The organism is Rhodococcus sp. no. 34, from assembly GCF_054589475.1.
Genome location: NZ_BAAILK010000041.1, coordinates 113,014 through 133,684 on the forward strand (window position 1 = coordinate 113,014; position 20,671 = coordinate 133,684).

20 protein-coding genes and 1 riboswitch are annotated in these 20,671 nt (G+C 62.9%); of the genes, 13 read left to right on the forward strand and 7 right to left on the reverse strand.

The window, feature by feature from the left end; translation table 11 throughout:
* The 4 genes from ACYP01_RS17975 to era form a co-directional block, all read left to right on the forward strand.
* The coding region (locus ACYP01_RS17975) for a PhoH family protein (protein WP_459681556.1) at positions 1–260 on the forward strand (260 nt) is incomplete at its 5' end.
* Between the two features lie 48 nt (positions 261–308).
* A complete protein-coding gene (ybeY, locus tag ACYP01_RS17980) occupies positions 309–851 on the forward strand; it encodes an rRNA maturation RNase YbeY (RefSeq protein ID WP_003944525.1) in 543 nt (180 codons plus the stop codon).
* A gap of 21 nt (positions 852–872) precedes the next feature.
* Complete coding sequence (locus tag ACYP01_RS17985; RefSeq protein WP_003944509.1) at positions 873–2,177, forward strand: hemolysin family protein; 1,305 nt, start codon at positions 873–875, stop codon at positions 2,175–2,177.
* Between the two features lie 24 nt (positions 2,178–2,201).
* Complete coding sequence (era, locus tag ACYP01_RS17990; protein ID WP_003944451.1) at positions 2,202–3,119, forward strand: GTPase Era; 918 nt, start codon at positions 2,202–2,204, stop codon at positions 3,117–3,119.
* On the opposite strand, the gene ACYP01_RS17995 is transcribed toward era, so the two are convergent.
* Together ACYP01_RS17995 and ACYP01_RS18000 are read right to left on the reverse strand one after the other, a co-directional pair.
* On the reverse strand, positions 3,116–3,667 hold the full coding sequence (locus ACYP01_RS17995; RefSeq protein ID WP_030536607.1) for a TetR/AcrR family transcriptional regulator: 552 nt from the start codon (positions 3,665–3,667) through the stop codon (positions 3,116–3,118). The genes era and ACYP01_RS17995 overlap by 4 nt on opposite strands.
* 4 nt (positions 3,668–3,671) lie before the next feature.
* Positions 3,672–5,090, reverse strand: a complete 1,419-nt coding sequence (locus ACYP01_RS18000) for an amidase (protein WP_097387239.1) — start codon at positions 5,088–5,090, stop codon at positions 3,672–3,674.
* A gap of 329 nt (positions 5,091–5,419) precedes the next feature.
* Between ACYP01_RS18000 and kdpF the strand changes: the two genes are divergently transcribed.
* Genes kdpF through ACYP01_RS18030 form a run of 6 tightly spaced genes read left to right on the forward strand, consistent with a single transcriptional unit; the run spans position 5,420 to position 13,187 of the window.
* Positions 5,420–5,518 carry a K(+)-transporting ATPase subunit F gene (gene kdpF / locus ACYP01_RS18005; protein ID WP_007731078.1) on the forward strand — a complete coding sequence of 33 codons (99 nt, stop codon included), beginning with the start codon at positions 5,420–5,422 and terminating at the stop codon, positions 5,516–5,518.
* Positions 5,518–7,203, forward strand: coding sequence for a potassium-transporting ATPase subunit KdpA (gene kdpA, locus ACYP01_RS18010; RefSeq protein WP_459681561.1), 1,686 nt, complete (start codon positions 5,518–5,520; stop codon positions 7,201–7,203). Before kdpF ends, kdpA begins: the two co-directional genes overlap by 1 nt.
* Positions 7,200–9,305: a potassium-transporting ATPase subunit KdpB gene (kdpB, locus tag ACYP01_RS18015; protein WP_459681563.1), complete on the forward strand. Its 2,106-nt coding sequence runs from the start codon at positions 7,200–7,202 to the stop codon at positions 9,303–9,305. Before kdpA ends, kdpB begins: the two co-directional genes overlap by 4 nt.
* Before the next feature lie 6 nt (positions 9,306–9,311).
* On the forward strand, positions 9,312–9,962 hold the full coding sequence (locus ACYP01_RS18020) for a potassium-transporting ATPase subunit C (protein WP_007731080.1): 651 nt from the start codon (positions 9,312–9,314) through the stop codon (positions 9,960–9,962).
* A 7-nt stretch (positions 9,963–9,969) separates the two neighbouring features.
* A complete protein-coding gene (locus ACYP01_RS18025; protein WP_459681566.1) occupies positions 9,970–12,510 on the forward strand; it encodes a sensor histidine kinase in 2,541 nt (846 codons plus the stop codon).
* Positions 12,507–13,187 (forward strand): response regulator, encoded by a 681-nt coding sequence (locus ACYP01_RS18030; protein ID WP_003944545.1) that lies wholly within the window; start codon positions 12,507–12,509, stop codon positions 13,185–13,187. The genes ACYP01_RS18025 and ACYP01_RS18030 overlap by 4 nt, the downstream gene beginning before the upstream one ends.
* A 9-nt stretch (positions 13,188–13,196) precedes the next feature.
* On the opposite strand, the gene ACYP01_RS18035 is transcribed toward ACYP01_RS18030, so the two are convergent.
* Both ACYP01_RS18035 and ACYP01_RS18040 read right to left on the reverse strand, forming a co-directional pair.
* Positions 13,197–14,177 (reverse strand): zinc-binding alcohol dehydrogenase family protein, encoded by a 981-nt coding sequence (locus tag ACYP01_RS18035; RefSeq protein WP_030536604.1) that lies wholly within the window; start codon positions 14,175–14,177, stop codon positions 13,197–13,199.
* Complete coding sequence (locus ACYP01_RS18040) at positions 14,174–14,635, reverse strand: MarR family winged helix-turn-helix transcriptional regulator (protein WP_007731082.1); 462 nt, start codon at positions 14,633–14,635, stop codon at positions 14,174–14,176. The genes ACYP01_RS18035 and ACYP01_RS18040 overlap by 4 nt, the downstream gene beginning before the upstream one ends.
* 122 nt (positions 14,636–14,757) lie before the next feature.
* On the opposite strand from ACYP01_RS18040, the gene dinB reads away from it, so the two are divergent.
* Complete coding sequence (dinB, locus tag ACYP01_RS18045) at positions 14,758–16,071, forward strand: DNA polymerase IV (RefSeq protein ID WP_459681570.1); 1,314 nt, start codon at positions 14,758–14,760, stop codon at positions 16,069–16,071.
* On the opposite strand, the gene ACYP01_RS18050 is transcribed toward dinB, so the two are convergent.
* Together ACYP01_RS18050 and ACYP01_RS18055 are read right to left on the reverse strand one after the other, a co-directional pair.
* On the reverse strand, positions 16,068–17,348 hold the full coding sequence (locus tag ACYP01_RS18050; RefSeq protein ID WP_007731085.1) for an LLM class flavin-dependent oxidoreductase: 1,281 nt from the start codon (positions 17,346–17,348) through the stop codon (positions 16,068–16,070). The genes dinB and ACYP01_RS18050 overlap by 4 nt on opposite strands.
* Positions 17,348–18,112, reverse strand: coding sequence for a 3-oxoacyl-ACP reductase (locus ACYP01_RS18055; RefSeq protein WP_439007993.1), 765 nt, complete (start codon positions 18,110–18,112; stop codon positions 17,348–17,350). Before ACYP01_RS18055 ends, ACYP01_RS18050 begins: the two co-directional genes overlap by 1 nt.
* A 17-nt stretch (positions 18,113–18,129) precedes the next feature.
* Positions 18,130–18,223, reverse strand: a riboswitch (TPP riboswitch).
* 138 nt (positions 18,224–18,361) lie between these two features.
* On the opposite strand from ACYP01_RS18055, the gene ACYP01_RS18060 reads away from it, so the two are divergent.
* Entirely contained in the window at positions 18,362–18,802 is a 441-nt protein-coding gene (locus ACYP01_RS18060) for a DoxX family protein (protein ID WP_003944516.1), read from the forward strand.
* 102 nt (positions 18,803–18,904) lie between these two features.
* Positions 18,905–19,894 (forward strand): AurF N-oxygenase family protein, encoded by a 990-nt coding sequence (locus tag ACYP01_RS18065; RefSeq protein ID WP_003944493.1) that lies wholly within the window; start codon positions 18,905–18,907, stop codon positions 19,892–19,894.
* Here the strand turns inward: ACYP01_RS18065 and ACYP01_RS18070 are convergent.
* Positions 19,891–20,640 (reverse strand): TetR/AcrR family transcriptional regulator, encoded by a 750-nt coding sequence (locus ACYP01_RS18070; protein ID WP_003944575.1) that lies wholly within the window; start codon positions 20,638–20,640, stop codon positions 19,891–19,893. The genes ACYP01_RS18065 and ACYP01_RS18070 overlap by 4 nt on opposite strands.
* Positions 20,641–20,671 lie beyond the last annotated feature (31 nt).

Sequence of the window (20,671 nt, forward strand, 5' to 3'; positions counted from 1 at the left end):
AGATCGTGGTCACCGGAGACGTGACCCAGGTCGATCTGCCGGGCGGGGCCCGTTCGGGTCTGCGCGCGGCATCCGAAATCCTCACCGGGATCGACGATATTCATTTCGCCACTCTGGACAGCAGCGACGTCGTACGTCATCGGCTGGTCTCTCACATCGTCGACGCTTACGAGCGTCACGAATCGGATCGGTCCGGCGAGTTGGCGGTCGGAAACCGGGCGCAGCGCCGCGCTGCACATGCTCATTCACCGCGACGGTAGGCTGAGCGACGCATCAACCCCTACTTTTCCCAGGAAAGAGCGTCGCACATGAGCATCGAGGTCTCGAACGAATCGGGCATGGACATCTCCGAACCGGAGTTGATCAGCGTTGCCCGTTTCGTGATCGCTCGGATGGATGTCCATCCGGCGGCCGAGCTGTCGATGGTTCTCGTCGACTCCGCGACGATGGCGGATCTGCACGTTCGCTGGATGGACCTGCCGGGCCCGACCGACGTCATGTCGTTCCCGATGGACGAACTCGAGCCGGGTGGCCGTCCCGATTCCCCCGAGCCGGGGCCGTCGATGCTCGGCGACATCGTGCTGTGTCCGTCTTTCGCCGCGGATCAGGCTGACAAGGCCGGGCATTCACTGGCTCACGAACTTGCCCTCCTGACCGTCCACGGTGTGTTGCACCTTCTCGGCTACGACCATGCGGAGCCGGAGGAGGAGAAGGAGATGTTCGGCTTGCAGAACAGCCTCCTCGAAGAGTGGTACGAAGACCTTCGCCGTATCGACCGCGAAGCAGCACTGGCCGAACGCGATCAGAAGCTGCTCGGTAAGACCGGTTTCGTCGACGGAGTGGACCGATAACAGTTATCCGGGGGTTCTGTAGTGAGTAGCGCCATAGCGCTCTTTGTTCTGGCGATTGCTCTTGTCCCGGTCGGTGGTGTGTTCGCGGCCGTCGACTCGGCGCTCAACACCATTTCGTCGGCGCGGATCGACGAGATGGCAAAGGAAGAGCGAGCCGGCGCCGCGCGAGTGCAACGCATCCTGACCGATCGTCCGCGATACGTGAATCTGATGGTCCTGCTTCGTATTTTGTGCGAGATCACGGCCACCGTCGTACTCGTGGGCGGCCTGATCGACGTCCTCTCGCTGGGCTGGGCACTGACCGTCACCGCGGTGATCATGGTTCTCGTCTCGTACGTGGTCATCGGCGTCGGACCGAGAACGCTTGGGCGCCAACATGCGTACTCCATCGCGATGGCCGCGTCGCTGCCACTGCTGTGGATCGGGGTTCTGCTCGGGCCGATCAGTCGCGTCCTGATCCTCGTGGGTAACGCATTGACCCCGGGTAAGGGCTTCCGCAACGGCCCGTTCGCGTCGGAAATCGAGTTGCGTGAACTCGTGGACATGGCGCAGGAACGTGGCGTCGTGGCCGACGAAGAACGCCGAATGATCCAGTCCGTCTTCGAGCTCGGAGACACGTCGGCACGCGAGGTGATGGTGCCGCGCACCGACATGGTGTGGATCGAGAACGACAAGAATGCCGGGCAGGCAACGTCGTTGGCCGTGCGCAGTGGTCACTCGCGCCTGCCGGTCATCGGGGAGAACGTCGACGACGTGCTCGGTGTCGTCTACCTCAAGGATCTGGTCAAGCAGACCTACCACCTGCCCGACGGCGGCCGGAACGTCAACGTCTGCGACGTCATGCGGCCCGCCGTCTTCGTTCCCGACTCGAAGCCGCTCGACAGCTTGCTGGCCGAGATGCAGCGCGACCGCAACCACATGGCGATACTCGTCGACGAGTACGGCGGAATCGCCGGGCTCGTCACGATCGAGGACGTCATCGAAGAGATCGTCGGTGAGATCGCCGACGAATACGACGAGGACGAGACGCCGCCCATCGAGGATCTCGGTGACGGAATGTTCCGCGTATCCGCGAGACTTCCCATCGAAGACCTCGGTGAATTGTTCGATCTCGAACTCGAACTCGACGAGGTGGAGACCGTCGGCGGGCTGATCGGATACGTACTCGGCCGAGTGCCACTTCCCGGTTCCGAAGTGGAGTACGACGGTTTGATCCTGCGCGGCGAGGGAACCAATACGGGCCGAGGCCGGGTACGCATCAGCACGGTGTTCGTGCAGCGCATCCCGCCGTCCGAAGACGAAGAGACAGAAGACACCGATGACTGAGCGAGAGTTCAGCGAGGAGCAGTTATGAGCAAGAACGAATTCCGGTCAGGCTTCGTGTGTTTCGTGGGTCGACCCAATACGGGCAAGTCCACGCTGACCAACGCGTTGGTCGGCAGCAAGATCGCGATCACGTCCTCGCGCCCGCAGACGACGCGCCACACGATTCGCGGCATCGTTCACCGCGAGCATGCGCAGCTGATCCTGGTCGACACCCCTGGACTGCACAAGCCCCGCACTTTGCTCGGGCAGCGCCTCAATGACCTGGTTCGCGACACGTACTCCGAGGTCGACGTCATCTGCCTGTGCATCCCGGCCGACGAGGCCATCGGGCCCGGAGACCGCTGGATCGTGCAGCAGGTCCGTCAGATGGCGCCCAAGACCAAGCTTGTCGGCATCGTGACCAAGATCGACAAGGTCAGCCGCGACGCCGTCGGAAAGCAGTTGCTCGCGCTGTCCACCCTGCTCGGCCCCGAATCCGAGGTCGTTCCGGTGTCCGCGAAGTCGGGTGAACAGGTCGAGATCCTGGTCGACGTCCTCGCCGGTCTGATGGACGAGGGCCCGGCCTTCTACCCGGACGGCGAATTGACGGACGAGCCCGAAGAGGTGCTCATGGCCGAACTGATCCGTGAGGCTGCGCTCGAGGGGCTCGGCGAAGAATTGCCGCACTCCCTGGCCGTGGTGATCGAGGAGGTCATCCCGCGTGAGGGACGCACCGAGAAGCAGGGCGAGATGCTCGACGTGCATGCACTGCTCTACGTCGAGCGGCCCAGTCAGAAGGGCATCGTCATCGGTAAGGGCGGAGCGCGTCTGCGGGAAGTCGGTACCAGTGCGCGCCTGCAGATCGAGAAGCTGCTCGGTGTGCGGATCTTCCTGGAGCTGCACGTCAAGGTCGCCAAGGACTGGCAGCGCGACCCGAAGCAGCTCGGCCGGCTGGGCTTCTAGGGCCGGAGGACCCTGAGGATCGCCGCGCCGATGTCCTGCTCGTCGACGCCGGTGGCCAGGCGTCGGAGTTGGAGGCCGGTGATGACGGCGACGAGCGTCGATGCAATCGACTCCGGATCAGGTACACCGAGTGCCGTCAGAATCGTGACGGTCAAATCGTCGTAGGCGGCAAAGCATTCGACGGCGACTTCGTGGAGTTCGTGGTCGCGCCCGGCGGCGATGTACATCTCGAACGGCGCGATCCGCTCCGCCGAGAACGAAAGATCTCGCGTCACCTTTTCGGCTATTGCCGCGGCGTCCTCGACGCTCAGACCTTTGTCGCGGTACTCCTCGGCCAAGGCGCGCAGGCGCGTCGTCTCGTCTGTCACGAAACGAGACAGCGCGGCCCGCAGCATGTCCGACTGGCTGGCGAAGTGATACGTGATCGATCCGAGTGAGACGCCGGCCTGCGCGGCGATGCGCCGGTTGCTCACACCCGGGATGCCGTCGGTACCGACGACGTGCAGAACGGCGTCGAGTATTCGCTCGCGAACGTCCCGGTTACTCATCGGGTCACCACCACGGCTCGGGTCGGACCTGATCCCAACGCAGGACCGATTCCAATTGTGAAGCGAGGGAGACCAACAGAGGTTCGGTGTTCTCGTTGCCCATCAACTGCGCACCGATGGGCAGGCCGGCCTTGCTGAATCCGGCCGGCACGTTGACCGAGGGCCAGCCGAGGACATTCCACGGCCACGCGTAGGGGCAGGCGCCGGTCATGACCTTGTCTGTGTCCCAGCCACCGATGCCGTCGATCGCGGTCGCCATGATCGGTGGAGTTGCCGTCGTGGGTGCCAGGACGACGTCGTAGGTGTCGAAGATCGCTCCGATCCGCTTTCGCATCCGCGGCTCGGCCGCGCGGGCCGCGCGCAGAGGTGCGCCGCGAAGTAGCTTGCCGTTCTGTGCATTTCCACGTGTTCGGGCATCGACGAGTGTCGGGTCGGGAACGCGTCCGAGCCAGTCGTGGACCCCGACGAGTGAGCGGGGCAGAAAGTTCAGGCCGAAGATCAGGCCGTATGCGGGATCGTCGACGACGACGTGGTGTCCGAGTTCCCGCAGCGTGTCGGCGATCGAATGCACGGCCAGGCGCACTTCCGGGTCCAGCTTCACGGGAGTGGCGGTGAACGGATTGCGAAGGGAAAGCGCGATTTTCAGTTTTCCGGGGTCGCGTCCCACCGCGTCGCTGACGGTGACCGGTGTCGGCTTGTGGAGGTCGCCGTCATGGTTGCCGGCAGCGACGTCGAGCAGCAGTGCCGCGTCGGCGACGGTGCGAGCGAGCGGTCCGTTGACCGTCAGGCCGTAGAACGCTTCGGCGTCGGGCCAGGTTGAGATGCGCCCGCGCTGCGGTTTGATTCCGACGAGGTTGGTCCAGGCCGCAGGGATTCGGATGGAACCGGCACCGTCGGAACCGATTCCGGCGCTGACCAATCCGGCGGCGACGGCCGCGGCGGTGCCGCCCGACGATCCGCCTGGAGTGTGGTGACGCGACCACGGATTGCGCGTGTAACCGAAGGCTGAACCGCTCGTGAGCGGCCACTGGCCCAATTCCGGACTGTTGGTCTTGCCCACGATCACTGCGCCGGCGTCGCGGAGGCGTCGAATCATCTCCGAGTCCTCGGTCTTGGCCGGGAAATCGCCAGGGCAACCGAAGGCCGTGGGTTCGCCGGTGATGTCGACGTCGTCCTTCACTGCGATCGGCACACCGAGCAGCGGCAGACGCTCGCCGAGTGCGAGACGTCTGTCGGCCTCGGCAGCTTCCTCGAGTGCCTTCTCTCGCCGCACGATCTTGAACGCATTGAGGTGAGGCTGAGTGGCCTCGATCCGGCTCAGCGTTGCCTCGGTGGCCGCGACGGACGAGGTAGCGCCCGAGGCCAGACTCGCAACCTGGTCGACAAGACCGGGGGCGAGATCGTGGTCGGTTCGAGAAGTCATCAGGTTCCCTTCGCAAAACTGTTCGTTCGAACGAACAGTAACTTGTTTCAGTATTAGTGAACTTCGGTTTCGCGTCAAGATCGCGTCAAGACGCCAGGTCAGTGCGTAAGCGGATCGTCAGAGACGCGGAATCGGCCTTTCCGGAGGTCGAAGCTGAGAGAGCGCATCCGGTCGAGGGCGACCGCGCGTCATGGCTGCGATGCACAGCAGCACGGCAAAAGATTTCGAAGAGGGAAGCTCATGGCCGATCTGGCCTACGTTGCTCTGATTCTCGGCGGTTTTCTCGTGTGCGCGCTGGTACTGCGCGCCCTACAGGCGAGCGCTCCCAAATGACGGTTGCCGGTGTGGTCAGCGTGGTTCTGATCGCCGTCGCCGCGGCATTGGTCATTTACCTGCTCGTTGCACTCGTAGATCCTGAGAGGTTCTGATGTCGCCCGCTCTTGCAGCCGGCCTGCAGATCGCTTTTGTCCTCGTCGTTCTGGCAATCGCCTACGTCCCGGTGGGCGACTACATGGCGCGTGTTTACTCGTCGACGCGAGATCTTCGGGTCGAGAGTGTGATCTACCGCGTCGGTCGGATCGACTCCAGGGCCGAGCAGACGTGGTACGGCTACGCCGCAAGCGTTCTCGGATTCTCGCTGGCCAGCGCATTGTTCCTGTACTTCCTGCAACGGATTCAGGGAGTACTGCCGCTGAGTGACGGTCTGTCCGGGGTCAGTCCTGCCGTAGCGTTCAACACCGCGATTTCGTTTGTGGCGAACACCAACTGGCAGTCGTACACGCCGGAAACGACGATGAGCAACTTCGTTCAGCCCGTCGGTCTGGCGGTGCAGAACTTCGTCTCGGCAGCGGTCGGCATGGCGGTGGCCATCGCATTGGTTCGCGGCTTCATTCGGGTGGCCAGGGGCGGCGAGATCGGCAACTTCTGGGTCGATCTGACGCGTGGTTCTCTGCGCATCCTCCTCCCGTTCTCCTTCGTGATCGCCCTGATCCTGTTGAGCCAGGGAGTGATCCAGTCGTTCCACAGCGGTTTCGCCTCCACCGGCCTCGACGGCAATGCGGTGACCAATGCACTGGCCCCCGTCGCGTCCCAGGAAGCGATCAAGGAACTCGGCACCAACGGTGGCGGGATACTGGCTGCCAACTCGGCGCACCCGTTCGAGAACCCCACCCCGTTGAGCAATGTCGTCGAGATCCTGGCGATCCTGTTGATTCCGGTCTGCCTCACCCGAACGTTCGGAACTCTCGTCGGGGATCGTAGGCAAGGCCTCACCCTGCTGGCAGTGATGGGAATCCTGTGGAGCTGGCTGCTCGCAGTCACGCTCGCTGCCGAATCCGGCGCACGCGGTGTTGCCGCCACAGCAGCTGGTTCGATGATGGAGGGCAAGGAAGTTCGCTTCGGAATCCCCGGATCGGCGTTGTTCGCGGTGGCGACCACGGGGACGTCGACGGGCGCGGTGAACTCGGCCCACGACAGCATGTCGCCCCTCGGCGGCGGCGCGGTCCTGCTCAACATGTTGCTCGGCGAAATTGCGCCAGGTGGAGTCGGAACCGGCCTCTACGGGATTCTTGTGCTGGCATTGATCGCAGTGTTCGTCGGCGGACTGCTGGTCGGTCGCACGCCCGAATATCTCGGCAAGAAGTTGGGTCGACGCGAGATCACCCTTGCGGCGCTGTCGATTCTGGTCATGCCCGCGCTGGTCTTGATCGGTACCGCCATCACCGTCATCCTCGGTTCGACCACCGGTTATCAAGGCAACGGGGGAGATCCGGGCACGCCGGGATCGATCCACGGGTTCAGTGAGGTGCTTTACGCCTTCGCCTCCGCCTCGAACAACAACGGCAGCGCCTTCGGCGGTCTGACGGTCACCAGCGACTGGTTCCAGTCGTCTCTCGGAATCTGCATGCTTCTCGGCCGTTTCCTGCCGATCATCTTCGTTCTCGCTTTGGCCGGTGCTCTTGCCTCGCAGAAGAAGGTGTCGCCGACGGCCGGCACCCTCCCGACGTCCGGACCGATGTTCACCGGTTTGTTGACCGGCACCGTCGTTCTTGTTGCTGCACTTACATTCTTCCCGGCCCTCGCGCTGGGCCCGCTAGCGGAGGCTCTTCAATGACCGTGCGTATCAGTGAGAAACCCGTGGTAGCGCAAGACGCTGCCGACAAGGTTGATCCAGGGCAGTCCCGTCAAGTACACGCAGGCGTTTTCAACCCGCGGCAGATGATCACCGCGTTGCCGGGGGCCGTGCGCAAACTCGACCCACGCCACCTCGCCCGAAACCCGGTCATGTTCGTGGTGTTCGTCGGTTCCGTCATCACCACTGTCATGGCGATCGCCGATCCCTCGGTGTTCTCCTGGGTGATCACCCTGTGGCTCTGGTTCACGGTGATCTTCGCGAACCTTGCCGAATCCGTGGCCGAAGGGCGCGGCAAGGCGCAAGCGGCGAGTCTGCGAAAGGTGAAGCAGGACACCACAGCACATCGGATCACGATGAGCGGTGCGATCGAATCGGTGTCGGGCACCGAACTGGTGGTCGGCGATCGGGTGATAGTGATTGCCGGCGAGGTCATCCCCGGCGACGGCGACGTGGTCGAAGGTATTGCCTCCGTAGACGAATCGGCGATCACCGGTGAATCCGCGCCGGTGGTCCGTGAATCCGGTGGTGACCGGTGCGCCGTCACCGGTGGTACGACGGTTCTCTCGGACCGCATCGTCGTGGAAATCACCGCAGCACCGGGCAGTTCGTTCGTGGACCGGATGATCGCGCTCGTCGAGGGTGCTTCACGTCAGAAGACACCCAACGAGATTGCGCTCAACATCCTGCTCGCGTCGTTGACCGTCATCTTCCTCCTCGCCGTCGTAGCCATCGGTCCGATGGGCTTGTACGCGGGGCACGAGCAGGATCCGATCAAGCTGATCGCACTTCTCGTCTGCCTGATCCCGACGACCATCGGAGCGCTGCTCTCGGCGATCGGTATCGCGGGCATGGACCGCCTCGTCCAGCGCAACGTTCTCGCGATGTCGGGGCGCGCGGTGGAAGCTGCGGGCGACATCGACACCCTGTTGATGGACAAGACCGGAACCATCACTTTCGGTAACCGCCGGGCCACCGCACTCCATCCGGCGCCCGGTGTATCCGCCGACGATCTTGCTGCGGCAGCACGCTTGTCGAGCCTTGCCGACGGAACTCCCGAGGGACGGAGCATCGTCGAGCTGTGCGCAGCGGAGTTCGGTCTCGCTGCCGAGCCGACGCTGGACGAGGAACGCGCAGAGTTCGTTCCGTTCACGGCACAAACCCGGATGAGCGGACTCGACCACTCCGGACGCCAAATCCGAAAGGGTGCAGCAGATGCGGTGATGAACTGGGTCGTCAGTGGCGGTGGACACGCGGAGAGCGCGGTGACCGACACCGTGAACGACATCGCCCAAGCGGGCGGAACGCCGCTGGTAGTTGCCGTCAAGCATGGTGAGAGTACCTCGATCCTCGGCGTGATCGCGTTGTCCGACGTCGTCAAGCCGGGAATGGCTGACAGGTTCGCCGAACTCCGGGCGATGGGTATTCGCACGATCATGATCACCGGCGACAATCCGTTGACCGCGAAGGCGATTGCCGACGAGGCGGGCGTCGACGACTTCATGGCGGAGGCCACCCCGGAAGACAAACTGGCCCTGATCCGGAAGGAACAGGAAGGCGGACGTCTCGTCGCGATGACCGGTGACGGGACCAATGATGCTCCCGCCCTTGCCCAGGCGGATGTCGGGGTCGCGATGAACACGGGAACCTCGGCAGCCAAAGAGGCCGGGAACATGGTCGATCTCGATTCCGATCCCACCAAGCTGATCGAGGTGGTGGAAATCGGCAAGCAATTGCTGATCACCCGCGGCGCGTTGACCACATTCTCGTTGGCGAACGACCTGGCGAAGTATTTCGCAATCCTGCCGGCCTTGTTCAGCGGCATCTACCCGCAGCTGGACGCGTTGAACATCATGCGTCTCGCCACCCCCGAATCGGCGATCGTCTCGGCCGTGATCTTCAACGCCTTGGTGATCATCGGTTTGATTCCGTTGGCACTCAAGGGTGTTCGATACCGACCGTCGACGGCATCGCAGTTGCTCGGACGTAACTTGCTCGTCTACGGTCTCGGCGGTGTGATCACACCGTTCGTCGGTATCTGGTTGATCGATCTCGTCGTACGTTTGATTCCTGGAATTGGGTGACCTGACATGCGTTTCACTATCGGTTTTGCCAAACAGGTGTGGGCGGGTTTGCTCGTATTGCTCGCGCTCACCGTCGTTCTCGGTGTGGTCTATCCCGCCGCGGTGTGGGGTGTCAGCCGGATCAGCTCCGGATCTGCCGAAGGCTCACCGGTCACCGATGCCGCCGGTTGCGTGGTCGGCAGTGCCTGGGTGGGTGTCGATCCGCAGGTCGCCGAAGGGCAGCAGGACCCGTTCTTTCACAATCGTGTTGTCGGATCCGTTTCGGACGAGGATCCGTTTGCCACCGGTGATCCCGCTGCGGCACTGCCGTCCAACCAGGGGCCGAGCAGCGAGATTCTGGCCGGATTCGTCATCGAGCGCCGGGCAGCCATCGCGGCACGTGAGGGTGTCGACCCGGCATCGGTTCCCGTCGACGCAGTCACCGGTTCGGGCTCGGGTATCGATCCCCACATCAGTCCGGCGTACGCCGAACTGCAGGTCGCGAGGGTGGCGGCGAACAACGGCATCTCGGAAGACCAGGTGCGGGACTTGGTGGCCGAGCACACCGACGGTCGGCAACTCGGATTTCTCGGAGCCGAGCGAGTCAACGTACTGGAATTGAACCTGGCACTCGGATTGACGGCACCTACGTGTGCTGCACCGACGACTGGTGGATGATTGTCACGTGAGTTCTTCGGAGAAGGTCGGTCAAACTTTCGGTAGGGCACGCAAACGTGGTGAATTGCGTATCTACCTCGGCGCTGCGCCTGGCGTCGGAAAGACCTTCGCGATGCTCGGTGAGGCTCATCGGCGTCGAGATCGTGGCTGTGACGTGGTCGCGGCCGTCGTGGAGACACACGGCCGCGCCCGCACCGCGGCGCAGATCGGAGACCTCGAAACAGTGCCGCCCAAGCTGGTGGATTATCGCGGAACACGGATGCCGGAACTGGACGTCGAGGCCGTGTTGGCTCGGCGTCCGGCCCTTGTCCTGGTGGACGAGTTGGCACATACCAACACGCCAGGGAGCAAGAATCACAAGCGCTGGCAGGACGTACAGGAACTGCTCGAAGCCGGGATCGACGTTCTGTCCACGGTCAACGTGCAACACCTCGAAAGCCTCAACGACGTTGTCGCGCACATCACCGGCGTGGTTCAGCAGGAGACGGTTCCGGACGCGGTAGTGCGTAGTGCGGCGCAGGTCGAGCTGGTCGACATCACCCCGGAGGCGCTGCGCCGCAGACTTTCTCACGGAAACGTGTATTCACCGGAACGGGTCGATGCGGCCTTGGGCAATTACTTCAGACGCGGAAACCTCACGGCGCTACGCGAACTGGCTCTGCTGTGGGTGGCCGATCAGGTGGACGCCGCACTGGCGAAATACCGGGCCGAGAACAAGATCACCGATACCTGGGAAGCGCGCGAGCGTGTCGTCGTTGCCGTGACCGGGGGACCGGAGTCGGAAACCCTGGTACGACGCGCATCTCGAATCGCGTCGAAGTCGAGCGCCGAGCTGATGGTGGTCCACGTCGTACGCGGTGACGGACTCACCGGTGTCTCGGCCCCAGAGATGGGCAAGGTGCGCGCGTTGGCTGTCGGAGTCGGCGCCACGCTTCACACCGTTGTCGGTGACGACGTACCGTCGACGCTCCTCGAGTTCGCGCGTGAGGAGAACGCCACACAGTTGGTGCTGGGAACGTCGCGGCGTTCCCGCCTGGCTCGCATCCTCGACGAGGGGATCGGCGCTGCGGTGGTTCAGCAGTCCGGTGGTATCGACGTTCACATGGTCACGCACGAGGAAGCGACGGCGCGACGACGCATTTCGGTGCTGGGGCGCTCGGAGCGCCGGGTCCTGTCGTGGATTGCGGCGATCGTCGTGCCTTCGCTCGCGGCCGCGATCATGGGTCTCGTCGACCGAATCTCCGGGGTCAACGGCGAGAACGCGCTGTTCTTCGTCGTGGTCGTTCTGGTCGCCCTCCTCGGCGGCGTCGGCCCGGCGATATTGTCGGCCCTGATCTCGGGACTGCTGCTCAATTACTTCTTCACCGATCCGCGGTACAGCTTCACCATCGCCGAACCTGACAACTTCATCACCACTGTCGTGCTGTTGATCGTGGCTGTGGCAGTTGCCGTTCTGGTCGACGCCGCAGCAAAGCGCGCCCGCGAGGCGAAGCGCGCATCCGAGGAAGCCGAACTGCTCACACTGTTCGCGGGATCAGTTCTCCGCGGAGCGGATCTGTCGACACTTCTGGCGAAGGCACTCGAAATCTATCGCCAGCGAGGGGTTTCCGTCATTCATCACGACGACGGAGTCATCGCCGCCGTGGGTACGCAGCCGCCGACCACGGACGACGAAGCGGATACGGTCTGTGAAGTCAACGACGGGGAATACGCGCTGTTGTTGGCTGGGCCCGACCTGAGTGCGCGGGATCGACGAGTGCTGACGGTGGTGGCTCACCAAGCAGTTGGGATGATCCGCCAGGAGAAACTGACAGTCGAGGCGAGCAAGGCTGCCGCGCTCACCGAGGCTGATCAACTGCGTCGAGCCCTGCTGTCAGCGATAAGCCATGACCTGCGAACGCCTCTCGCCGGAGTGAAGGCGGCGGTGTCGAGTCTGCGCAGCGACGACATCGAGTTCTCGGCCGAAGACACCGCTGAATTGTTGGCAACCATCGAGGAGTCGGCGGATCAGTTGACGGCGCTGGTCGGGAACTTGCTCGACTCGTCCCGACTTGCCGCCGGGGTGGTGAAACCCACGCTGCGGCCGGTGTATCTGGACGAGGTGGTTCACCGCGCGTTGCTGGGCCTCGGCATCGGTGGACGCTCGGATTCGCGGGCTCGAAGTGTAGTCGTCGACGTGGGTACCGTTGCAGTGCAAGCAGATCAAGGTCTGCTCGAGCGGGTGATTGCGAACATCGTCGACAACGCTCTGCGCTACGGGGGAAAAACCCCGGTGCGCGTCGGGGCGGCGCAACTCGGTGATCGTGTGGTGATCAGTGTTGCCGATACGGGCCCAGGTGTTCCGCGAGGTGAGGCCGAAACGATGTTCCAGCCGTTCCAACGGATGGGAGATCGCGACAACACCGGCGGAGTGGGCCTCGGACTTTCCGTGGTGCGCGGATTTGTCGATGCGATGGGCGGAACGGTCAGCGCCACAGACACACCTGGTGGGGGATTGACGATGATCGTGGAGTTGGCTGCGGCCGGTACGAATGGGAATGGATCATGAGTCGAATCCTGGTAGTGGACGACGAACCGCAGATTCTGCGAGCTCTGCGTATCAATCTTTCGGTGCGCGGGTACGAGGTGGTGACCGCGTCGACGGGCGCCGGTGCCTTGCGGGCTGCTGCCGAGCGTCCACCGGACGTCGTGGTACTCGATCTCGGACTGCCCGACATGGACGGCACCGAAGTGCTTGCCGGCCTGCGTGGCTGGTGCACGGCGCCGGTCATCGTGCTGTCGGCGCGCACGGATTCCGCGGACAAGGTCGAGGCTCTCGACGCCGGTGCGGACGACTACGTCACCAAGCCCTTCGGGATGGACGAGTTTCTGGCCCGCGTGCGCGCTGCGGCGAGGCGGGGAACCTCCGCGGCGGACACTTCGGAACCGTCGGTCGAGACCGCGTCCTTCACGGTGGACTTGGCTGCGAAAACAGTGAGTCGGCGCGGTGAACAGGTGCATCTGACTCCGACCGAGTGGGGCATGCTCGAGATGCTTGTGCGCAACCGCGGAAAGCTGGTCGGGCAGAAGGAGTTGCTTCGGGAAGTGTGGGGACCGGCGTACGACACCGAGACCCACTATCTACGTGTCTACCTGGCTCAACTTCGTCGGAAGCTCGAGGATGACCCGGCGAACCCCAAGCATCTGATCACCGAGGCAGGAATGGGTTATCGATTCGTGGTGTGAGAAGCCAGGTCAGAGCACAACTACCAATTTGCCACGTGCCGTACCGGCTTCCATCTTGGCATGTGCTCGCGCGATGTCCTCGAACGCGAACACCTCGTCGATCGGTACCACCGCCTCGCCTGACGCCACAGCGGAGAGGAAGTCTTGCAGTACGTCGGCAGGCAGGTCGGACGCGTCCCCACCGTACGAGGTCAATCGCACTCCGCGTGGAATGTAGTCGATCGGATAAAAGTCTTTGACTGTCCACTCGTTGGACAGCATTCCCGTGAAACACACGGTGCCGTGAACGCGGGTCGCGCGCAACGTGTCGGGAAGTGTTGGTGTTCCGACCAATTCGAGGGCCAGATCAACACCGCCCGGGAGGATGTCTCGAACCTGGCCGGCCACAGCACCGTCGTCGACGATAACGTGGTCAACCCCGATAGCGGTCAACGACGACGCTTTGTTCGCATCTCGGGTGGTCGCAAGGACAGTGAGTCCCCACTGCTTCGCCAGGACTGCGGTTGCCATGCCGACCGAGGAGGTTCCTCCCCGGATCAACAGGGATTGACCGGATTTCGCGTCCAGTCCTACCGTCAGCGAGCCGTAGGACGTCTGCAGCATCTCGGGAACAGCTCCCACTGTCGACCAGTCCAGTTCGCTCGAGAAGGGAACGACCTGACTGACGGGAACGCACGTGTACTCGGCATAACCGCCGTCGAACGTCCTCCCCATCCCACCCATCATGGCGGCGACTTGCCGGCCTTCGGTGAGCTCCCCGCCGGGGCAGTTCACCACTTCGCCGACGGCCTCGATGCCCAGCACCCTCGGGAATGTCACGCCTTCGGCGAGGCCGAGGCGGGTGTGAAGTTCGGATCGATTGAGGCCGAATGCCTTCACCCGGACCAGTACCCAGCCCGCAATCGGCACGGGTATCGGAATCACTTTGATAGTCAATGCTTCTGGCGGGCCGGGGGCGTCGAGCACGATTGCGCGCATTGTGTCGGTCATGCTTTTTCCTTCGTGGTCGGTGTCAGGTTTCGATTGGCTTCACGCAGCGTGGCCAGTGTGGCGCCGAATCGATCGAGAGCGTCGGGCGTCAGCACGGAACCGAGACGGCGCTCCAATTCGCCGTCGAACGTTGCCTTCGCCCGCCGCAACAGCTCATTGCCCTCGGGAGTCAACTCGATGAGTGAGGATCGTTTGTCGGTGGGATTGGATTTTCGACGGCAGTGTCCAGCCGCTTCGATTCGATCCACCAGCTTGCTCGTGCCACCGACGGTGATCGCGAGGGCCTCGGCGATGTCGAAGACCCGACAGGAGCCGAGCCTGTCGATGATCTGCATCGGCTCGAATCGACTCAGTGGCAGGTCGTGCTCGATTCGGAGTCGCTGGTCGACGGCCGTCCACAGTTCGGTTTCGAAGCGGACGAGGTTGTCGAAGTGCCTGCTCAGGGCTGATCTGGTCAAGAGCAGACTCAGAACCGATATGCATTCCGTGGAATCATTTTCTCACCGTACGCCCGATTCGTGATTAATTCCATGGAATCTATTTCCGAACCTTACGCAGTGTCGGTGGGTCATGGGAACATATGTTCGTGTCATATGAACCGCTGGACCAAGAAACGCCAGGTGAGCACCCCGGCGATACTCGTTCCGGCGGTAATCATTCTGGCGGTAATCATTCTGGCGGTGGTCGGTCCACAGGTGACGCAACAATCCTGCATGCGGACCTCGATTCGTTCTACGCATCAGTCGAGCAACGCGACGACCCGACTCTGGCCGGCAGGCCGGTCATCGTCGGTGGTGGGGTGGTCTTGGCGGCAAGCTACGAGGCCAAGGCGTTCGGGGTTCGCACAGCCATGAGCGGTGGTCAGGCCCGATCACTGTGTCCTCAGGCGATAGTCGTCCCTCCGCGAATGTCGGCGTACTCGCAGGCGAGCAAAGACGTGTTCGACGTCTTTCACGACACGTCGCCGCTGGTCGAAGGAATCTCCATAGACGAGGCCTTTCTCGAGGTCGGCGGGCTCGCCAAGATCGTGGGAAACCCGCTGCAGATCGGAGCCAACCTCAGACGCGATGTGGCCGAGCAGGTCGGACTACCGATCACGGTCGGAATCGCACGCACCAAGTTCCTGGCCAAGGTCGCCAGTGCATTCGCGAAACCCGACGGATTGCTGCGAGTGCCGCCGGAGGGCGAGACCGAGTTCCTGCATCCCTTGCCGGTCGAGAAGCTGTGGGGCGTCGGCAAGATCACGGCCCAGAAGCTGCGAAACTTCGACATCGTGACGGTGGGTGACATCGCTCGGCACGACGAATCCTCGATCGTCTCGATTCTCGGGGGCGGCGCCGGTCGCCATCTCTACGCACTCTCACACAATCGAGATCCGCGCCCCGTCCGCGCCTATCGTGGCCGCAGTTCGATGGGTGCTCAGCATGCGCTGGGTCGCGGATCCCATCCCCGCGCAGAACTCGATGCGTCGTTGATGTCCCTTGTCGACCGTGTCAGTCGACGCATGCGTTCGGCGCAGCGGACGGGGCGCACGGTCACGCTCCGGCTCCGCTTCGCGGATTTCACGCGGGCAACTCGATCTCACACGCTGCGCCGGTCCACCGCCGACACAGCGGAATTGCTGAGCGCCTCGATGGTGCTGCTGGACGAAGCGATACCGATGATCGCGGACAAGGGCATCACGTTGATCGGTGTCGCTGTCTCCAACCTGGATCGGGACGGCGCCGAACAACTCGAATTGCCCTTCGACGGTCCAGGATTCGCGGGTCCGGACACTGCCGCCCTCGACTCGGCAATGGACATTGTCCGGAAGAAGTTCGGCTCCGCGGCCCTCACGAGGGGAGTGCTCCTGGGACGCGATCCGGACCTGTCGGTGCCGCTACTGCCGGACTAGGTGAGGTTTTCTCGCAGAGTCGCTCCCTCGTATTCGCGACGGAACAACCCACGCGCCTGCAGCACCGGAATCACGTGATCGACAAAATCTTCCAGACCCTGCGGATAGGTCGGCGGCATCAGATTGAAACCGTCGGCACCGCGGCCGTTCAACCAGGACCCCATCTCGTCGGCAATCGACTCCGGTGTTCCGATCATCGTTGCGTGACCACCACCCGCAGCGAGCGTCCCGAGGAGCTCCCGCACAGTCGGTGCGTCCTTCTCGACGATCCGCAAAATAGTGGCGTAGCGTCCCTGCGGCCCGGTGAACGCTTCGAGTGGAGGCAACGGGGGCACGGGCCCGTCGAGATCCCAGTTCTCGCAATCCTGTCCGGTGAACAACGAGAGTTGGCGTATCGACTGTTCGGTGGGCAGCAGGAGATCGAGTTCGGCCTTCTTCGCCCTGGCCTCGGCGACGGTGCTGCCGACGTAGGTGACCAGTCCCGGCATCACGGCGACAGAGTTCGAATCCCGGCCGGCTCGCTCGATTCTCGATTTCACGTCCGCGTAGTAGGCCTGTGCGCTGGGTAAGTCGTAGGCAACCGAATAGATTGCCTCGGCGCGACGCGCCGCCAGATCGCGGCCCTGCTCGGACGCCCCGGCCTGGAACAACACCGGCCGGCCTTGCGGGGAGCGCGGAACCGTCAACGGCCCGTCCACCCGAAAATGTTTGCCGTCGTGATCGATTCGAGAAATCCTGTTTGCGTCGGCAAAACGCCCCGACCGGTCGAGAATCAGCGCGTCTTCCGACCATGAATCCCACAATGCGAGGGCCACTTCGACAAATTCGTCGGCTCGTTCGTATCGGGATGCGTGATCGGGCATCGCCTCGAGTCCGTGGTTGCGCGCCTCCTGGTCGAACATCGAGGTCACGACGTTCCAGCCGGCCCGTCCGCCGCTGATGTGGTCGAGCGAGGCCAACAGTCGCGCCGCGTGAAACGGCGTGTAGAAAGTGGTGGAAATGGTGGTCACCAGGCCGATGTCCGCTGTCGCTCGTGCCATGGCAGTCAATGCGGTGATCGGCTCGAGAAACCACGACGCACCCGACTCGGGTTCGCGAACACTGTGACCGTCAGCGAAGAAGACGGCGTCCAGCTTGCCGCGTTCGGCGATCTGGGCGAGCGACTCGTAATACGTGATGTCGCCGAGACTTTCGACCGGTGAGTCGCGATGACGCCATGCCGCACTGTGATGTCCGCAACCGAGCAGGAACGCACCTATCCGCAGTTGTGCGCCCATCAGTTCTTGACGAGTCCGCCGTCGACAACCAGGTTCTGGCCGGTCACGGCCCGCGACCATGGGGAGGCGAAAAAGAGTGCAGCGTCGGCAAATTCGTCCGGCGTGGTGACTCGGCGCAGGGGAGTGCTTGCCGCGATCATGTCGAACACGGCTTCCGGTGTTGCGGCGCTCGCATCGGTGGTGCGGAGCAAGCCGCCCGAGACCATGTTGACTGTGATCCCGTCCGGACCGAGGTCGGCGGACAGCGTCCGTGTCAGTGCCAACAGTGCGGCCTTGGCAGCGGTGTAGTCGTGGTACGGAACTACCGGATTCTGGACCAGATTGGTTCCGACAGTGATGATTCGGCCGAAGCCGAGTTCGCGCATGCCTGGTAGCGCTGCCTGGGTGGTATTGAGTGTTCCGGCAACAGCTCCGCGTAGTTGAGAGTCGAAGTCGGCCCAGGTGATCGTGTCCGCGTTCGGCCGTGCATCGCCGTTGAACGAGAAGTCGACCAGTGCATTGTCGACCACGGTCGAGATCGGTGCGTCGAATCTCTCGCGTGCAGCGGAGAACAACTGGTCGACGGAACTGCGGTCCGTCACGTCCGCCTGGACTGCGAAGGTGCGATCCTCACCCAGTTCGGTGACCAGGGTCTCGGCGGTGTCACGGCTCTTGTTGTAGTTCACGATCACCCGGGCCCCCGAGCGGGAGAATGCTCGGCTCAGTGCGGCGCCGAGCCCGCGGGCGCCACCGGTGATCAGAACGATCTGCTCGTCCAGGTTCAATGCGCGCTGAAATTGCTGTTCGGTCATGTCGACATCCCTCCGCCAGTGCTAACTGGTCAGGTTCATCGGGTCTGATCTCAGCCGACTTTTTCGGCACCCCGTGTCACCGACCATCAGACCACGTGAGGTGAATCGTCCTGAACGCCGGGTGCGTTGTAACGGCCGGCGCGATGAGTTTTCGATCGCTCGGGAGTCGTAATTGCAAGCGAAGTGGCAACCGGCCGCTCGCCTTCGCCCCAGGAGATTCCGATGACCACCCAGCCCGTCCACAACGAAACTGTTTCCGGTAACGCCACGACGACGACACCTTCGGCCACGGCTCGCAAGCTCGGATACGTCCTGAGTGGGCTGTTCGTCGTTTTCATGCTCTTCGACGGCATCATCCACATTCTCAACCTTCAGACAGTCAAGGATGCGTCGGCTGAACTTGGGTTGCCGGACTCGCTGGCATTGACGGCTGGGGTGGTGCAACTGATCTGCCTTGCGCTGTACGTGATTCCGCGAACGTCGATACTCGGCGCGATTCTGCTCACCGGTTACCTGGGGGGAGCGGTGTTGACCAACCTTCGAGCTGAACAGCCTCTGCTGAGCACGACCCTGTTTGCCGTCTACACCGGAATCGTCATGTGGGCGGGACTGTATCTCCGGGACGAGAAGGTTCGCGAGATCATCCCGCTGCGTCGGGCCTGAAATAGGCCCCGGGGGGGTTGCGTGGGACGCGGTGTCCCATTATGTTTGACCTCATTCAAGTCCGTCGACTGCAATCGACGGACTGGCCGTGAGGAGACACCGATGGCTCGGTCAGCGTCGATCGAAGTGGAAAAGCCGTACCACCAGGTACTGCAGACTTTGTCCGAGGGCTCAGTTGCCCGCAGTTTCGATCCCTATCTCGACATCGACTGGGATTCACCAGAGTTCGCGATCGATCCGCATGATCCGAGATGGGTGCTCTCGTCCGTGTCGGACCCCCTCGGGGCGACGCAGTGGTACCAGGATCAGTCGTTGGAGCGTCGAATCGCCATGGGAATGTGGCGTCAGGCGAACGTGACCAAGGTGGGTTCGGCCTTCGAGAGCATCTTGATCCGGGGAATGCTGCAATACATCATGGCGCTACCCAACCAGTCGCCTGAGTTCCGGTACTGCCTGCACGAGATGACCGAAGAGTGCAATCACATCCAGATGTTCCAGGAACTCGTCAATCGCATGGACATCGACGTGCCGGGTATGCGTCCGATGTTCCGGCGACTGTCGCCGATCATCGGAGTGCTGGGAGCAAAGTTCCCGGTCATCTTCTTCATCGGCATTCTGGCTGGTGAAGAACCGATCGACCACTTCCAGAAGGATCTCATCCGTGAGGGTAAGGACACGCCGCCGGCGATGCTCCGCACCATGGAGATCCACATCGCCGAAGAAGCGAGACACATCTCGTTTGCTCACGAGTTCCTGCGCAATCACGTCCCCAGACTCAGTCGTACGAGTCGAGCCATCACATCGGTCGCCTTCCCCGGCGCGATGCGTTGGCTTGCGGGTGAAATCATGTCACCGCCAAAGGAATTCGCCGAAGAATTCGGAATCCCGGACGAGGTGATGAAGAGCGCCTTCTGGGGGAGCCCGCATTCACGCCGCATCCTGGGTAACTACTTCGGCGAAATGCGAGCCCTGGCAGACGAACTCGGATTGATGAATCCGGTGTCGAAGCGTGCGTGGCGAAAGCTGCGCATCGACGGCGACTACGCCCGCTACCGCGGCGAGCCGAAGCGTTCCGACAAGACCCGGATCTAGTCCGGCCGCGAAGTTCCTCCGTCGGAGGACACCAGCTCGGCTATGAGCGTGGACAATTCGACATGGGGATCGATCTGTAGTCCGCTCGAGCGGGCAACGCCGTCGAACATGTACCAGGTGTATTTCGCGAGGTCGGCGACGATCTCTTCGCGGCTCGGTTTCGGATCGGTGCTTCGGACCCAGTGGGTGAGCGTGCCCTCGACCATTGTCACCACTGCGAACGGTAGTGAATCGAAGGGTGAGGAGTCGATCCCCACGGATCGACCGACTTCGGTGATAGTGGTGCGGGCGGAGTCGGCGATTGTGGCCTTCAGACTGCTGATCGCGTCGATGCTCTCGTCGTCGTAGTCGGTGGGGCCGGTACCCATGAACTCGTGAATCCGCGGATGCTCGGTGATCCACTCGGCGACGGCGCTGATGGTTCGGGTCAGGATCTGGTCGAGAGTGCCTACCGAAATGCTCATCGAAGCATCCAGGGCCGCCGCAAATTGGCCGAGCACGAACGCTCGCACTCGTCGATCGAGGTCGTCTCGGCCGCTGAATTGGCGGTACACCACCGACTTGGCGAGGCCGGCACGATCGGCGATCTGCTGGACGGACACCTCGGCACCTGCCGCACGCTCTTCGATCAGTTCGACCGCCGAGGTGAGTATCCGTTTCTGACGCTCGGAGTTGTGTCGCTCCCACCGCGCTTCGCGACCGGTCAACTCTGCAGTGACAGGTTGCACAATTGCGTCGCTCGGCATCGCGCCAGTCTATCCGGACGGGCCTGCCGTG

What these genes read in the sequence shown, in the direction of transcription:
- dinB (WP_459681570.1), top strand. Translation starts at nt 14,758, where the DNA reads ATGTTCGTGTCATATGAACCGCTGGACCAAGAAACGCCAGGTGAGCAC.
- ACYP01_RS18000 (WP_097387239.1), bottom strand. Translation starts at nt 5,090, where the DNA reads ATGACTTCTCGAACCGACCACGATCTCGCCCCCGGTCTTGTCGACCAG.
- kdpA (WP_459681561.1), top strand. Translation starts at nt 5,518, where the DNA reads ATGTCGCCCGCTCTTGCAGCCGGCCTGCAGATCGCTTTTGTCCTCGTC.
- ACYP01_RS18035 (WP_030536604.1), bottom strand. Translation starts at nt 14,177, where the DNA reads ATGACCGACACAATGCGCGCAATCGTGCTCGACGCCCCCGGCCCGCCA.
- ACYP01_RS18065 (WP_003944493.1), top strand. Translation starts at nt 18,905, where the DNA reads ATGGCTCGGTCAGCGTCGATCGAAGTGGAAAAGCCGTACCACCAGGTA.
- kdpB (WP_459681563.1), top strand. Translation starts at nt 7,200, where the DNA reads ATGACCGTGCGTATCAGTGAGAAACCCGTGGTAGCGCAAGACGCTGCC.
- ACYP01_RS18020 (WP_007731080.1), top strand. Translation starts at nt 9,312, where the DNA reads ATGCGTTTCACTATCGGTTTTGCCAAACAGGTGTGGGCGGGTTTGCTC.
- ACYP01_RS18060 (WP_003944516.1), top strand. Translation starts at nt 18,362, where the DNA reads ATGACCACCCAGCCCGTCCACAACGAAACTGTTTCCGGTAACGCCACG.
- ACYP01_RS17995 (WP_030536607.1), bottom strand. Translation starts at nt 3,667, where the DNA reads ATGAGTAACCGGGACGTTCGCGAGCGAATACTCGACGCCGTTCTGCAC.
- ACYP01_RS18030 (WP_003944545.1), top strand. Translation starts at nt 12,507, where the DNA reads ATGAGTCGAATCCTGGTAGTGGACGACGAACCGCAGATTCTGCGAGCT.
- era (WP_003944451.1), top strand. Translation starts at nt 2,202, where the DNA reads ATGAGCAAGAACGAATTCCGGTCAGGCTTCGTGTGTTTCGTGGGTCGA.
- kdpF (WP_007731078.1), top strand. Translation starts at nt 5,420, where the DNA reads ATGACGGTTGCCGGTGTGGTCAGCGTGGTTCTGATCGCCGTCGCCGCG.
- ACYP01_RS18070 (WP_003944575.1), bottom strand. Translation starts at nt 20,640, where the DNA reads ATGCCGAGCGACGCAATTGTGCAACCTGTCACTGCAGAGTTGACCGGT.
- ybeY (WP_003944525.1), top strand. Translation starts at nt 309, where the DNA reads ATGAGCATCGAGGTCTCGAACGAATCGGGCATGGACATCTCCGAACCG.
- ACYP01_RS18050 (WP_007731085.1), bottom strand. Translation starts at nt 17,348, where the DNA reads ATGGGCGCACAACTGCGGATAGGTGCGTTCCTGCTCGGTTGCGGACAT.